This is a genomic window from Vagococcus fessus, assembly GCF_003987565.1.
Classification (GTDB): Bacteria; Bacillota; Bacilli; order Lactobacillales; family Vagococcaceae; genus Vagococcus_D; species Vagococcus_D fessus.
In genome coordinates this window covers 476,760-489,620 of the sequence record NZ_NGJY01000001.1, presented here as the reverse complement: position 1 = coordinate 489,620, position 12,861 = coordinate 476,760, and the positions used below count along the sequence as shown (strand labels likewise).

The window sequence follows — 12,861 nt, the reverse complement described above, 5'->3', positions numbered from 1 at the left end:
AAAAAGAAATGAGTGACGTACAAATGGAAACAGCTGCAATTTTTGAACGATTAATGACATTAAAAGAAACTATCAAAAAGGATTACCCAGCGAACTTTATCGAAGGGAATGTTTGGTTACCCTATATCTTTGAAGATGACGAAGAGATTGAGGATTATATCGATGAAAATTACGCTTTAAAAGAAGACCAAAAACATATGGCACAAGAAAAAGCCGAAGGGACATTTTTAAAGCACTATTTAGCATTACCTAAGAAGGCTGATGAATTGGATAAGATGAGTCAAGGCTATTTCTTAGATAAAAAGAAAGTCAAAAAAGAAGGCTTTGAGAATTATGTTATTTTCTCTCAAACAGGCGAAGACGCTGACGCTTTTGCTGTCGATAAATCAGATGACAACTTACCGGTCTACTTTATCAGTTATGATTTACCTGTTTTAGTGAATCCAGTATGTGACTCATTAGAAGAGTTAGTTCACGGTGTACCGACGTTTGAATAGAAACTAGGAGGTCAGTATGACTAAAGAAATGAAAAAAAGACTAATTATAGGCAGTATATTTGTTATTTTATTAGCTCTTAGTTATTTTGTATTAGAAAATAAGACGGCTACAAATATGGTTTTTTTAATGGCTATTGTTTGGGTCATGGCATTGATAACACAGCGTAGTCAACAAAAAGTGAACCATATGTTAGCACTTGCAGAGTATAAAGGGGTCTCCTTCGAAGAGATTGCCCAGCTTTCGAATTTATCTGTGAAGGAACTAGAATTGTGTTCATCAAGTGAACGCCGAGTTTATCCTTCATTAAAAGAAGTCGATAAGGTAATTGCTTTATTAGAAGCACGTTCAAATTAAGAAAAACCTCGTGATGAGGTTTTTTTATTATATAAAAATGGTTGATTTGAAAGAGGTAGATGTGTGTGTGCGTTACGTTTTATCGCATAATTAACGTTGATGTCAACTAACTGTAAGAAGATAAACACGTTATTTTATTAAAATGAAAGGTATTAAATCTTTTTGTATAAAACGGGTGGTTGTGTATTTTTAGTTTGTTAAATCGACTTTAAAAAGTATTCAAATTATTTTAAAGTCTGTTAAATGTGTGATATACTTCTATTATTAAAGTAATAAGCGACAATAAATGTAGCTAATAAAACTAGAGGTGTAGATAGATGAAAAAATATAGTAGCTTATTAATATCAGGCTTACTGATGATGCAATTGGCACAACCTATTATTGGGGTTGCAGCGGAAACAAATGAAAGTACTGAGCGTGATTCTGAAAAAATAGGAAAAATCTTTGATAGTTTGCATAAATTATCAGAAAAAGAATTAGATAGACCGTTGACGGTTAAAACGCAGGATTCTGAAACAACGGCAACGACTGAATCGGAAAAACCATCAGAAGAAAGAGAAATACCTAGTCGTAAGACTAACCCAGAGGATTCGGATTTTGGTAAAGGGTTAAGCTCGTTCTTAGAAGATTTAGGCAAGGCAAGTAAAGACGTTCAAACGGATATTGAAAAAGTGGGAGAAAGTCTAAAAGACTTGGAAACAGCTCCGCTAACTTCTGAAAGCGAAGCAGGTACATCGTCTTCAGACAACCAATCAACAGCCTCGACAGATCGTTTGAAAAGAAGTAGACCGATTGTGGTTCGTTACCAAGATGAAGCAGGTAAACGTATTAAATTAAGAACGACGTTACGTGGTGAATTAGGTCAAAAAGAAACGATAGTTCCAGATGAAATCAAAGGTTATGAGTTTGTTTTGTCAGATAAAGAGTTAGAATTGACTTATGGAACAGAGCGTCAAGAGGTGACATTAACATATAAAAAAGTAGAAGGCGAAGAGCCGGAAAAACCAATAAAATCAGGCAGACCCATTCGTGTTCGTTATGTGGATTCAAAAGGGAAACGCATTAAAATGTCAGATACTGTTGAAGGCGATTTAAACCAAGCAGTAACTATTAATACTCCTGAGATTGAAGGCTATGTGTTTGATAAAGCGGATAAAGCATTAGAGATGACCATTACTGATGCAAGACAAGAAATTACTTTGACTTATAAAAAAGTAGTGGATATGAAACCGATTGACCCAGAAGCAGCAGGGAAAGCTATTACGGTTCATTATGTGGATACATTAGGAAACTCGATTAGAGAAGATAAAGTTTTAACAGGTGAAAACGGCAAGAAAGTAACAGTTCGTACACCATCAATTTTAGGGTATCGTTTTGTTGAGTCGGATAAAGATTTAGCGATGACACATACGGGTGAAGCTCAAGAAATTACGTTAACATACCGTTCTATTTTACCTTGGGATAAAGAAAATCAAGGTGAACCCATCACCGTTCACTATGTCGATCAAAATGGTAAGGAAATTAGAACAGAACGTGAGATAACAGGCAAGAAAAATAAAGCTGTAAAAATACGTGTGCCTTTTATTTTAGGTTACACGTATGTCGAGGCGGATAAAGACCTTAATATGGTACTGACTGATCAAGCTCAATCGATTACTCTTACTTATAAAGAAAAACACATTGGATTAGGACTGGGTGAAAAGGGAACACCAATAACGGTTCATTATGTGGATGAGAATGGGAAATCAATTCGTGATGACCGTTTGATTAAAGGTCGTGTGGGTCGTAAAGTGAAAATACATCAACCTGTTATTATAGGTTACAAGTTTGTAAAAGCTGATAATGACGGTACAATGACGATTGGTAAAGAGTCACAAGAAACAACGCTTGTTTATAAGAAAAAAGACATTAAGGCAGGCAAGTTACCACAGATAGAGTTACCAGAGTTTGATTTTCCAAAAGCCTCACTTCCCAAAGTAGAATTTCCAAAACCAGATAAATCTAAATTGGATTTATCCTTACCAAAAGGAAAATCACTTGATACTAGTAAATTAGGTAAACTTCCTGACTTTTCTAAGAAAAATGGGACATCAAGTCTAGCTAAAGGACCGAGTTCATCTTCTAATGCATCATCAGGTAGCAAAGGCATCTTACCTCAAACAGGAGAAGAGGCAAAACCTTGGATTGCTGGAGCAGGAGTTGTTCTTGTCGTAGCAGTTTTAGGTGTGATAGGTTACCGTAAAAAAAATAAATAGCATAGAAAAAGCTTCCTCGACTGAGGAAGCTTTTATTTTTGTTTTGATTTTGTTGCTAATGCATATGAAATGATCGCTACGGCAACGCCACAAAGTAAAATGACAGGAATTGGTATACCCCATTGTCTAATTGAGTTAAGGTAGCCTTCTTCATATTTAAAGTTAGAAATATATCCCCATGTAATCGGAGTTAGGATCGAAAAGATAGCTAATAGTCCAATGCTAATCGCTTCTTTAAGTGGTCCCAAATTAAGTTTTAATGTAATAGCGACAAAGAGTAGCATCCAAATAATAAAGTAAGCAAAGTAAGGAACAAGTCCAATAAAGTTCCATAATAATGCTGATACAAAGCCTATAGGTAAATTACTTAATTTTTCACCTGGTAAGGCAGTGAAGACATCTACTACGGTCCATATCGAAATCGCTGAAATCATCCCGATTACATATGCTGAAATGGTACTTACTAATTTTTGTTTCATAAAAATCACCCTTTATATTGTATTAGAAACAGTTCTACTTATAAATTAATAGTAACATGGACTTGTGAAGTTCACAATCGGTCTAGGGACTGATTAGAAAGAAAAGTGTTGATTTAAGATAGATTATTAAAGGTTTTAAGTTGCTTTATGCCCTTTCATTGGTAATAATGAGTGTAGAGAGATTTAGTGGATAGGGAGAGAAGAGAATGACGTTATTAATTATTGAAGATGAACCTTCATTAGTCACGCTACTTAGTTATAATTTAAAAACAGCAGGTTTTGAGGTAGAAACGGCTACAGATGGAGCTGTTGGCTATCAAAAAGCCTTAGAAAATTCTTATGAGTGTTTGTTGGTTGATTTGATGTTACCGTCTATGAATGGTATGGCGATTGTAAAGAAATTACGTGAAGCGGGTAAAAAAACACCGTTGATTATTTTAACAGCAAAAGACAATGAATTGGATAAAGTCCTAGCCTTAGAATTAGGAGCAGATGATTATATAACAAAACCATTTAGTACGAGAGAGTTAGAGGCACGTATTAAAGCGGTGATTAGAAGAAGTGAGTCTAGTAATGAGCCTCTTCAAGCGTCTGATACCAAGCAAGATGACCGATTGGTGACAGGAAGTTTGGTCTTAGAAGAACGAAAGCATCAAATCTTAAAAGACGGACAGGTACTGGAATTAACTAAAACACAATTTAAAATCCTGAGTTACTTCATGAGAAATAACGGCTTAATTATCAGCCGTGAACAACTGATTCAAGGCTTAGGTATGGAAGAACTGACTGGCGGGACTCGTAGTATAGACATGCATATAGGTAATATCCGCGAAAAAATAGAAGAAGACCCGAAAAGGCCAGAACTTCTAAAAACAGTTCGTGGTTTTGGGTACCGATTTGAAAGTGGTACGAACTAGTATGAGGAAAAAAGGAAAGTTAATAACGGGTTTAGTAGTGCTGGTGCTGATGGCTAGTGTCAGTTATTTCTTCAGTAATCGTTATGTGACACACCAACTTTATGACCAGCACAAATATGAAATGTTAGATGAAGCCAATGTTATTTTACGTGCTACTGCGATACAGGATTGGGCTGTAAGTCCACCTGAAGACCAGCAAGCTATTATTCGAGCGATTGCTAAAGAGAATAAGCAACGGATCTCAGTTTTAAGTGCGGAGGGGCGCGTTGTTTTTGATACAGGGGAAACATTAGATACTGAGTCCGAACAGAATCATGCGAACCGACCAGAAATAGCAGCTGTTATGGATGGAGAGAGTTTAGGAGCTGATCTTAGATTAAGCCAAACCCTGCATGAAAATTATTACTACATCGCCATTCCTATTAAGTCAAAATCAGGTGATTTGGCAGGGATTTTACGATTGTCAGAAAACGCGAAGCACTTCACCAAGAACGTTCACTATTTTCAGAAAATATTACTAAGTTTACTTGGTATGTTTGTATTACTGATGATTGTTTTAGTGATTAATGTGTTGTACTACCAAAACCGTAAAGACAAAGAAATTACAGATGCCTTAATTGGCATACAAGAAAAACGTTATACAAGTCAATATCTTTTGATGGAGAATGGGCATTATTCAACTTTAGGACGAATTGTTCGCGATTTGGCTGAAGAGATGGAACAGCAAAGTCAGGATTTCTATTTGAGTGAGAAGCGTTTTGAGGAATTACTCGACCAACTTAATATTGGGGTCATGTTATTATCGCCAAGTCGCACGATTGTCATGGCCAATCCAACTGTTACCCGGATTTTTGATTGGAATGAATCTGTTCTTGGTACCGATTATGTCCAGCATATCCCGATAGCAGAATTATTTGAACCGATTGAAAAAGTTTTTGAAACAGGGGAGTTAATTCGTCAAAATATGGCGATTAATGAGAGGTACTATGATGTTAAAATAACACCTATTACTGAAGGTCATGGGACTCATCAGTTGATGTTACTGTTTCATGATATTACAGATATTCAAAATGTCTTGAAGCATCAAAATGATTTTATAAGTAATGTTTCTCATGAACTAAAAACACCAGTGACAGCCATTAAAGGGTTTAGTGAAACACTGATTGACGGGGCGCTTAATGATCCGACTGTGGCAACTGAATTTTTAACAATCATTTTAAATGAAAGCTTACGTTTAGAGAATTTAATAGAAGATATATTAAGTTTATCTCGTTTAACTGACCGTGTTAAAAATGAAGCGACAGAATTTTCCCTTGTAACGATAGTCGAAAAATTGGAAAAGAAATATGAGTTAACCTTAAAGAAAAAACAATTGGACTTTGTATTTGATTTAAACGGATCACCAGATGTTATTTTAGATTATCATAAAGTCTATCGTTTGGTTGATAATTTGGTGAGTAATAGCATTAAGTACACACCAGAACAAGGCAAGATCCAAATACAAGTAAGCGGAGATGAAGACCAGGTTATGCTAGCTGTTTCCGATAATGGCATGGGGATAGCTCCGGAAGAACAGCAACGTATTTTTGAACGTTTTTACCGAGTTGATAAAGCAAGAACCAGTGATATTAAAGGAACTGGTTTAGGTCTAGCAATAGTAAAAGAGTTAGTCGAGCAATTAGAGGGTGAATTGGAATTAGAAAGTCAACTGAATAAAGGGACCTGTATGACGGTAAAACTCCCAAGAAAAGTGTAAGGAAATTATCCTTACACTTTTTTTTTACACTAATTTTACAAAAGACAAGCTAACTTTTTACATCCTTTTTGTATAGTTAAGACAGTAATAAGAGATGTGGGAGGGTATAAATGTGAAAAAACTTGGTTTAGTACTAGCATTAGCGTTTGTAATGGGAGGATGTAGCGCAAAACCTGACTCAACAACAGCTGTAGGATCAACCGCTATTCAACCGTTAATCGAAGCGGTCGCGCATGATTTTATGCAGACCAATAAAGGAATGGTTATCAATGTTCAAGGTGGCGGAAGTGGGACGGGCTTGAGCCAAGTTCAGGCAGGCGCTGTTGAGATTGGGAATTCGGATGTCTTCGCAGAAGAGAAAAAAGGAATTGATGGCGATAAGCTAATTGATCATAAAGTAGCAGTGGTAGGAACAGTCCCCGTTGCCAATAAAGAAAATGGGGTGAGTTCACTTACCTCAGAAGAATTACGTGCAATATTTGCCGGTCAGTTGAAAAATTGGAAAGAGCTAGGTGGAAATGATCTACCTATTTTAGTTGTGAACCGTACAGAAGGAAGCGGAACGCGTGTGAATTTTGAAAAATACGGATTAGATAATCAAGAGGTCATTCCAAGCCAAGAACAAGAAGCGAATGGGATGACACGTGAGATTGTTGGGCAAACTCCAGGAGCAATTAGTTACATGGCAATCCCTTATATCAACGAGCAAGTCGTACCGTTAAAAATAGATGGGGTCAAAGCTTCAACGGACACGATTAAAACAAATGAATGGAAGATTTGGTCTTATGAGCATATGTACACGCAAAAAGACCCAAGTGACCAAACAAAACAATTTATCGAATACGTCTTATCACAACCTATTCAAGAAAAGGTATTTAAAAAATTAGGCTATATTCCGATTTCAGAGATGGAAGTCGAACGTAAACAAACGGGTGAAATTATTCCGTTAGCAGGAGGTCAAAAGTAGATGAGTAAAAAGCATGAGTTGTTGGAGCAATCCCCAAAATCTAAACGTGAAAAATTCGGCTACAGTCTTAGCTTAGTGTCAATTATTGCCTTAGCGGCAGCAGTGTTAGCCATCTTTATTTTTATTAGTAGCAAAGGATTACCGTTATTTTTCAATGATGAGGTGAGTGTTCGTTCATTCTTTACAGGGACAAAATGGTCACCGGGTAAAACAGGAGCCGACGGTTTACGTTTAGTAGGTGTCCTACCAATGTTAGCCGGCTCGTTATCAGTTACCTTGTTAGCCTTGCTAATTGTGACGCCTTTTGCAATTGCCGTGGCGTTGTATATTACAGAGATTGCTCCTAAAATTGGGCGTTATGTGTTACAACCGATTTTAGAGTTATTAGTAGGGATCCCATCAGTAGTGTATGGATTTGTAGGATTATCTGTTATTGTTCCTTTCATTCGTAATCAATTTGGTGGGAGTGGTTTTGGGATATTAGCAGGAGGATTAGTATTAGCACTGATGATTTTACCGACTGTTATTAGTATGACAGTCGACGCCTTTAAACGTGTGCCCGCTCATCTTAAGCATTCATCATTAGCTCTAGGTGCAACGAATTATCAAACTATGTATCGCGTGACGTTGCCTGTAGCGAAAACTGGTGTTTTAACAGGAATTATTTTCGGTGTAGCTCGTGCTTTTGGTGAAGCTTTAGCCGTTCAAATGGTAATCGGGAACGCAGTCGTAATGCCTGATAGTTTGATTACACCTGCCACAACGTTAACAAGTGTTCTGACATTAGGAATGGGAAATACAATCATGGGAACTTTTGAAAATGACGCGTTATGGACGTTAGCTTTAATTCTCCTAACAATGTCACTTGTCTTTAATTTAATTATCAAACGTATCAGCAAGAAAGGAGCGATTTAATATGAGAAAACAACAGTTAGACCGTTTAAATACGTTCTTTTTAAGTGCCATTACACTAGGTGTGGTGGCGTTAGTTGCGACATTTTTAATCTACATCTTAGCAAAAGGAGCACCGGCTTTATCATGGGAATTCTTAACATCTGTTTCTAAAGCCTTTGAAGAAGGTGGCGGTATCGGTATTCAGCTATTTAATTCACTGTATATCATGATTTTAACGTTAATCATTTGTATCCCTATCTCATTAGGAGCAGGGATTTACTTGGCAGAGTATGCGAAGGATACAAGAACAACTCGCTTTTTCAGAATGGCGATTGAAGTTATGAGTTCACTTCCTTCAATTGTTATTGGGTTATTCGGTTACTTACTCTTTGTTGTTAAGTTTGACTTTGGTTTTTCAGTCATCGCAGGAGCCTTTTCACTCTCACTTTTAAACTTGTCCTTCTTAACACGTATGGTGGAAGATGCGATTAGAAGTGTGGATGAAGCGCAACGTGATGGTGGTTTAGCTCTAGGTTTAGGCCGATTTGAAACGATCATGAAAATTGTTGTTCCGTCTGCCATACCAGGGATTGTAACGGGAGTGGTCCTTGTAGCAGGACGTGTTTTCGGTGAAGCAGCAGCCTTGATTTTCTCTGCTGGACAAAGTGCACCAGCTTTAGATTTTACAGTTTGGAACCCAATGAATCCAGCAAGTCCCCTTAATATCTTTAGACCAGCCGAAACGTTGGCTGTCCATATTTGGAAGTTAAACAGTGAAGGCTTAATGCCAGATGGTCCTCTTGTTGCAGCAGGAGCGGGTGCAGTATTAGTCATTATCATTTTGTTATTTAATACATTAGCAAAAGTCTTAGGTAAATTATTAGAAAAAAGGTTATCACGATAAGGAGCGAATGAGGTAATGGATGAAACTAAAACGGACTATGTCTTAGAAACAAAAGACTTATCAGTTTTTTATGGCGAGTTTGAGGCAGTAAAACAGGTCTCAATGAAAATTCCTGAAAATAAAATTATTGCATTGGTTGGTCCTTCTGGATGTGGAAAATCTACTTTTCTTAAATCACTAAACTTAATGCATGATACGGCAGAAGGCCGACGCGTAACTGGAGAAATCATGTATCAAGGAATCAATATCAATCAACGTGCTATTAATCAATATGTCTTACGGAAAAAAATAGGAATGGTGTTCCAAAAGCCAAATCCATTTAAAATGAGTATTCAAAAAAATATTACATTTCCACTAGAACGCCACGGCTTACATGATAAAGAAAAGCTTCAGGAAATCGTTCAAGATGTCTTGATTAAAGTTGGGTTATGGGAGGAAGTTAAAGATAAACTTTCGGAAAGTGCTTTATCCTTATCAGGTGGGCAGCAGCAACGGTTATGTATTGCAAGAGTTTTAGCGATGGAGCCTGATATTATATTGATGGATGAGCCAACCAGTGCTTTAGACCCAATTTCAACTAAAACAATTGAAATGACATTAGATTCACTAAAAAGTCAGTACACAATAGTTATGGTGACCCATAATCTAGCTCAGGCTGCTCGTTTAAGCGACTATACAGCGTTCTTCTCATACGGAGAACTTATCGAGTATAATCCAACAAGCAAGGTCTTTACAGACCCGGATAAAGAGTTGACAAATGATTATATAACTGGTGATTTTGGTTAGGGAAGGGAGAATGGCATGTCATTACGAGTAGAAAATTTAAGCGTGTATTACGGAGATGTAAAAGCAGTAAAAGAAGTCTCTCTTGATTTTCCTGATAAAGGAATAACGGCTTTAATTGGGCCATCAGGATGCGGAAAATCGACATTTTTAAAAACATTAAACCGTATGAATGATTTAATTCCTTCTGTTAGAGTTGAAGGACGGGTTTCTTTAAATGGTAAGGATATCTATGCACCAGATGCGAAAGTAACCTCTCTTAGACAGAAAGTTGGGCTTGTTTTTCAGCAGCCTAACCCTTTTCCATTTTCAATCTATGAGAATGTGGTATATGGTCTAAGAGTAGACGGGATTAAGGATAAGCAAGTATTAGATGAAGCGGTTGAAGTAAGTTTGAAAAAAGCTGCCATTTGGGATGAGGTTAAAGATAAACTACAAACACGGGCAGATAAATTATCAGGAGGACAACAGCAACGTATTTGTATGGCAAGAGTGTTAGCTATGAAACCCGATATTATTTTGATGGATGAGCCTACCAGTGCTTTGGACCCGATTTCGACTAAAGCCATAGAGGATATGTTGGATCAAATAAAAAAAGACCATACCATTATTATGGTCACACATAATCTCCAACAAGCAGCTCGTATTTCAGATTACACCGCCTTTTTCTCTAAAGGTGACTTAATAGAAGTAGGTAAAACGAAACAAGTCTTTTTAAATCCTAAAAAGAAAGCAACGGAAAATTATTTAGCAGGTAAATTAGAATAGGAGCGTGTCATGATGCAAGATAGACTTGAAAGAAGAGTGAATCGTGTGAATTTAGCAATGGTTGAAATGTCCAGTTTAGTTAATGAGGCTGTTAAAGAATCCCTTGAAGCTTTTCAAGAAGGTGATTTAAAATTAGCAACAAGTGTAATAGAAGGTGATTCATTAGTAAATTTAAAAGAGTTAGAGATTGATAAAAAATGTATCGAATTAATTGCCTTACAGCAACCTGTTAGTAAAGCCTTACGAGAAATTATTTCTGTGATGAAAGCCAGTTCGGATTTAGAACGAATTGGCGACCATGCGGCAAGTATTGGAAAAGCTGTGTTGTTATTAGAAGATAAACCGCGCTATCCGGAAATTGAAGAACAATTACTAGCAGTAGGAGATATTATTTATAGTATGGGTGAGGAAGCCATCGAGGCCTTTATTAAAGGAGACTCCTCTTTTGCAAAAGAAATAGCCAGCCATAACCAAGAAGTCGCAGCTCTTTACTCGCATTTTTATGATGTTAGTGTGAAGAAGATGACGGTTGAACCAGCAAGTATCTTAACTGTTACGGAATATCAAAAGATTGGTCACTATCTAGAACGAATTGGGGATTACATCACAAATGTCTGTGAGTGGAGTGTCTACCGAGAAACAGGAGATATGATTGATTTGAATTAAGAAAAAGTCCTACCTAATTGTTTATAGGTGGGACTTTTGCTAGTTTTGAGGCTAATTTTTTTTCTGTCATAACTTTTTTGATAAATAATTTTGTGATAGAACGAGTGACATCTTCTAGGGTTTCTTCAGTATATGTATTTGCAAAATAAAAGAAGTGCTCAGCAGGTGGGGCTAAGTTAAATTTATTAGAAATATAAAGGTCAATTTGTTTTGCTGTTTTTGGTACCACTTTAACAGAGTCTGCAAACAACTTAGATACGAGTAATGTCAGGTGTTTTGTAAGAAAGGCATTTTGTTTGATATCAAAAGCCAGTGTTAAAGTTGTTGTGTAATCATATTGGAAAAAGTTATTTAATAATATATTGAAAAAGGACATATTATTTTCGAGTAGTAGGCGCGTATCATGAGATAGATCTACTTCATCTTTGTAATAATCATGCAAGGTTTCTAAGTGATAGGTGTGAACTAGGACAGGATCAGATATGACTTTATTCATTGTCATATCAAACAATGCTAAGTTGACTAATTTTAATAAAATATCAAAAAATAATGTTTCTTTATTGTTTGATAGGCCCGTAATATGTTGGAAATACTTGCTGATTTCATGGGCTTGAGCTAATAGGACAGAGTCGCCACTGTTCAATTTTTTTATTAATGTGTTTTTTTCCTGAGGGGTTAACACTTGCTCAGTAAGAAACTGCTTAATGTAAAAACTACTATTTCTAAGAGCTTTATCTGATAGATATTTATAGAAATGTTTATCACGAATAGAGCTATTCTTTTTCAGTGTATTATAGAATAAATTTAAAAAGAAAGTTAAATCGTGATTTTCTAAATTTAAAGAGTCATGCAAGAGTTGCGTATTAGTTACTAAGTCTTCAAATGTCATTGTGGAGTAGCTAGTATTTAGAGCATCTTCTGCGGAACTTGCACCCCCGTAGTTTTGGTAAAAATCTAGAAATAAGTATTGGAAGGCTAATATGTTTGGAAAACTACCTGTTAGGGTCGTTTTTTTATTTTGTTGTAAAATTTGTATTTTTAAAGGAGCTAATTTTTCATTTGTTTTTTTAATGACAGTTGCCAAATAACTTTGAGAAATAGCTATATCTTTTATCAGTTTATTTGAGGATACCTCTTGATGAAGTATCAATGTTTTAACGATAAAATAGCTATAGGAATTTTGTAAAAAATAATTTAAAAAAATGATGATCATATCGTGTTTGGTTTGAGCTTCAGAAGGGGCAAAATTAGTTTCTTTTTCATAGGTTAAATGAAATCCGCCGGATGAACGCACTATCTTTGGAGAATGGTCAAAGTCAGCTAATTTTAACTGGTCATTTATTATTGTAATATAGCGAGCGAGGGAAGTGCGTGTAATATTAAGTTCTTCTAAAAGCGTTAATTGATCTAAGGTTTCCGAAAAACTCAACTGGTTAATTAATTCGAGTATTTTTAGTTCATTTTTTTTGATAAATAAAGACAGTAACATGTTTTATATCCTCCAACTTAGTTTATGGGTCTATGTTAGCATGAGTTTTAGTATAAATGTATGCAATATTCAACTTTAAAACGAACGATTATGAACAAAAAAAAGTTGTTAAACAATAATGTTAAGATAGC

The 12,861-nt window shown here is 36.0% G+C and carries 13 protein-coding genes; 11 read left to right on the top strand and 2 right to left on the bottom strand.

The genetic code is table 11. The features are described 5' to 3' along the window. The first annotated feature begins 8 nt into the window (after positions 1–8). The 3 genes from CBF31_RS02435 to CBF31_RS02425 all read left to right on the top strand — a co-directional run bounded on the left by CBF31_RS02435 (position 9) and on the right by CBF31_RS02425 (position 3,107). Positions 9–497 (top strand): hypothetical protein, encoded by a 489-nt coding sequence (locus tag CBF31_RS02435; RefSeq protein WP_126830625.1) that lies wholly within the window; start codon positions 9–11, stop codon positions 495–497. Positions 498–513: 16 nt separating this feature from the next. Further along, on the top strand, positions 514–852 hold the full coding sequence (locus CBF31_RS02430; RefSeq protein ID WP_126830623.1) for a hypothetical protein: 339 nt from the start codon (positions 514–516) through the stop codon (positions 850–852). A gap of 317 nt (positions 853–1,169) precedes the next feature. Next, the gene (locus CBF31_RS02425) at positions 1,170–3,107 is read left to right on the top strand and encodes a MucBP domain-containing protein (protein WP_126830621.1); all 1,938 of its coding nucleotides are present in this window, start codon (positions 1,170–1,172) and stop codon (positions 3,105–3,107) included. A gap of 32 nt (positions 3,108–3,139) precedes the next feature. Here the strand turns inward: CBF31_RS02425 and CBF31_RS02420 are convergent, their stop codons facing one another. Beyond that, complete coding sequence (locus tag CBF31_RS02420; RefSeq protein WP_126830619.1) at positions 3,140–3,586, bottom strand: hypothetical protein; 447 nt, start codon at positions 3,584–3,586, stop codon at positions 3,140–3,142. A 206-nt stretch (positions 3,587–3,792) separates the two neighbouring features. Between CBF31_RS02420 and CBF31_RS02415 the strand changes: the two genes are divergently transcribed. From CBF31_RS02415 to phoU, 8 genes are all read left to right on the top strand, one after another. Then, entirely contained in the window at positions 3,793–4,503 is a 711-nt protein-coding gene (locus CBF31_RS02415) for a response regulator transcription factor (protein WP_126830617.1), read from the top strand. Position 4,504: 1 nt separating this feature from the next. Further along, complete coding sequence (locus CBF31_RS02410; RefSeq protein WP_126830615.1) at positions 4,505–6,259, top strand: sensor histidine kinase; 1,755 nt, start codon at positions 4,505–4,507, stop codon at positions 6,257–6,259. Between the two features lie 112 nt (positions 6,260–6,371). Then, positions 6,372–7,226 carry a phosphate ABC transporter substrate-binding protein PstS family protein gene (locus tag CBF31_RS02405; RefSeq protein WP_126830613.1) on the top strand — a complete coding sequence of 285 codons (855 nt, stop codon included), beginning with the start codon at positions 6,372–6,374 and terminating at the stop codon, positions 7,224–7,226. Beyond that, positions 7,227–8,141 carry a phosphate ABC transporter permease subunit PstC gene (pstC, locus tag CBF31_RS02400; RefSeq protein ID WP_126830611.1) on the top strand — a complete coding sequence of 305 codons (915 nt, stop codon included), beginning with the start codon at positions 7,227–7,229 and terminating at the stop codon, positions 8,139–8,141. Position 8,142: 1 nt separating this feature from the next. After that, positions 8,143–9,024 carry a phosphate ABC transporter permease PstA gene (gene pstA / locus CBF31_RS02395; protein WP_126830609.1) on the top strand — a complete coding sequence of 294 codons (882 nt, stop codon included), beginning with the start codon at positions 8,143–8,145 and terminating at the stop codon, positions 9,022–9,024. Between the two features lie 15 nt (positions 9,025–9,039). Continuing rightward, on the top strand, positions 9,040–9,810 hold the full coding sequence (gene pstB / locus CBF31_RS02390) for a phosphate ABC transporter ATP-binding protein PstB (protein ID WP_126830607.1): 771 nt from the start codon (positions 9,040–9,042) through the stop codon (positions 9,808–9,810). 15 nt (positions 9,811–9,825) lie between these two features. Then, complete coding sequence (gene pstB, locus CBF31_RS02385; protein ID WP_126830605.1) at positions 9,826–10,575, top strand: phosphate ABC transporter ATP-binding protein PstB; 750 nt, start codon at positions 9,826–9,828, stop codon at positions 10,573–10,575. 9 nt (positions 10,576–10,584) lie between these two features. Next, complete coding sequence (gene phoU, locus CBF31_RS02380) at positions 10,585–11,241, top strand: phosphate signaling complex protein PhoU (RefSeq protein WP_126830603.1); 657 nt, start codon at positions 10,585–10,587, stop codon at positions 11,239–11,241. Positions 11,242–11,254: 13 nt separating this feature from the next. On the opposite strand, the gene CBF31_RS02375 is transcribed toward phoU, so the two are convergent. Further along, positions 11,255–12,730 carry a helix-turn-helix domain-containing protein gene (locus CBF31_RS02375; protein ID WP_126830601.1) on the bottom strand — a complete coding sequence of 492 codons (1,476 nt, stop codon included), beginning with the start codon at positions 12,728–12,730 and terminating at the stop codon, positions 11,255–11,257. Between the last annotated feature and the right edge of the window lie 131 nt (positions 12,731–12,861).

Coding starts and splice junctions, on each gene's coding strand:
- CBF31_RS02435 (WP_126830625.1), top strand. CDS start 9: ATGAGTGACGTACAAATGGAAACAGCTGCAATTTTTGAACGATTAATG.
- CBF31_RS02430 (WP_126830623.1), top strand. CDS start 514: ATGACTAAAGAAATGAAAAAAAGACTAATTATAGGCAGTATATTTGTT.
- CBF31_RS02425 (WP_126830621.1), top strand. CDS start 1,170: ATGAAAAAATATAGTAGCTTATTAATATCAGGCTTACTGATGATGCAA.
- CBF31_RS02420 (WP_126830619.1), bottom strand. CDS start 3,586: ATGAAACAAAAATTAGTAAGTACCATTTCAGCATATGTAATCGGGATG.
- CBF31_RS02415 (WP_126830617.1), top strand. CDS start 3,793: ATGACGTTATTAATTATTGAAGATGAACCTTCATTAGTCACGCTACTT.
- CBF31_RS02410 (WP_126830615.1), top strand. CDS start 4,505: ATGAGGAAAAAAGGAAAGTTAATAACGGGTTTAGTAGTGCTGGTGCTG.
- pstC (WP_126830611.1), top strand. CDS start 7,227: ATGAGTAAAAAGCATGAGTTGTTGGAGCAATCCCCAAAATCTAAACGT.
- pstA (WP_126830609.1), top strand. CDS start 8,143: ATGAGAAAACAACAGTTAGACCGTTTAAATACGTTCTTTTTAAGTGCC.
- pstB (WP_126830607.1), top strand. CDS start 9,040: ATGGATGAAACTAAAACGGACTATGTCTTAGAAACAAAAGACTTATCA.
- pstB (WP_126830605.1), top strand. CDS start 9,826: ATGTCATTACGAGTAGAAAATTTAAGCGTGTATTACGGAGATGTAAAA.
- phoU (WP_126830603.1), top strand. CDS start 10,585: ATGATGCAAGATAGACTTGAAAGAAGAGTGAATCGTGTGAATTTAGCA.
- CBF31_RS02375 (WP_126830601.1), bottom strand. CDS start 12,730: ATGTTACTGTCTTTATTTATCAAAAAAAATGAACTAAAAATACTCGAA.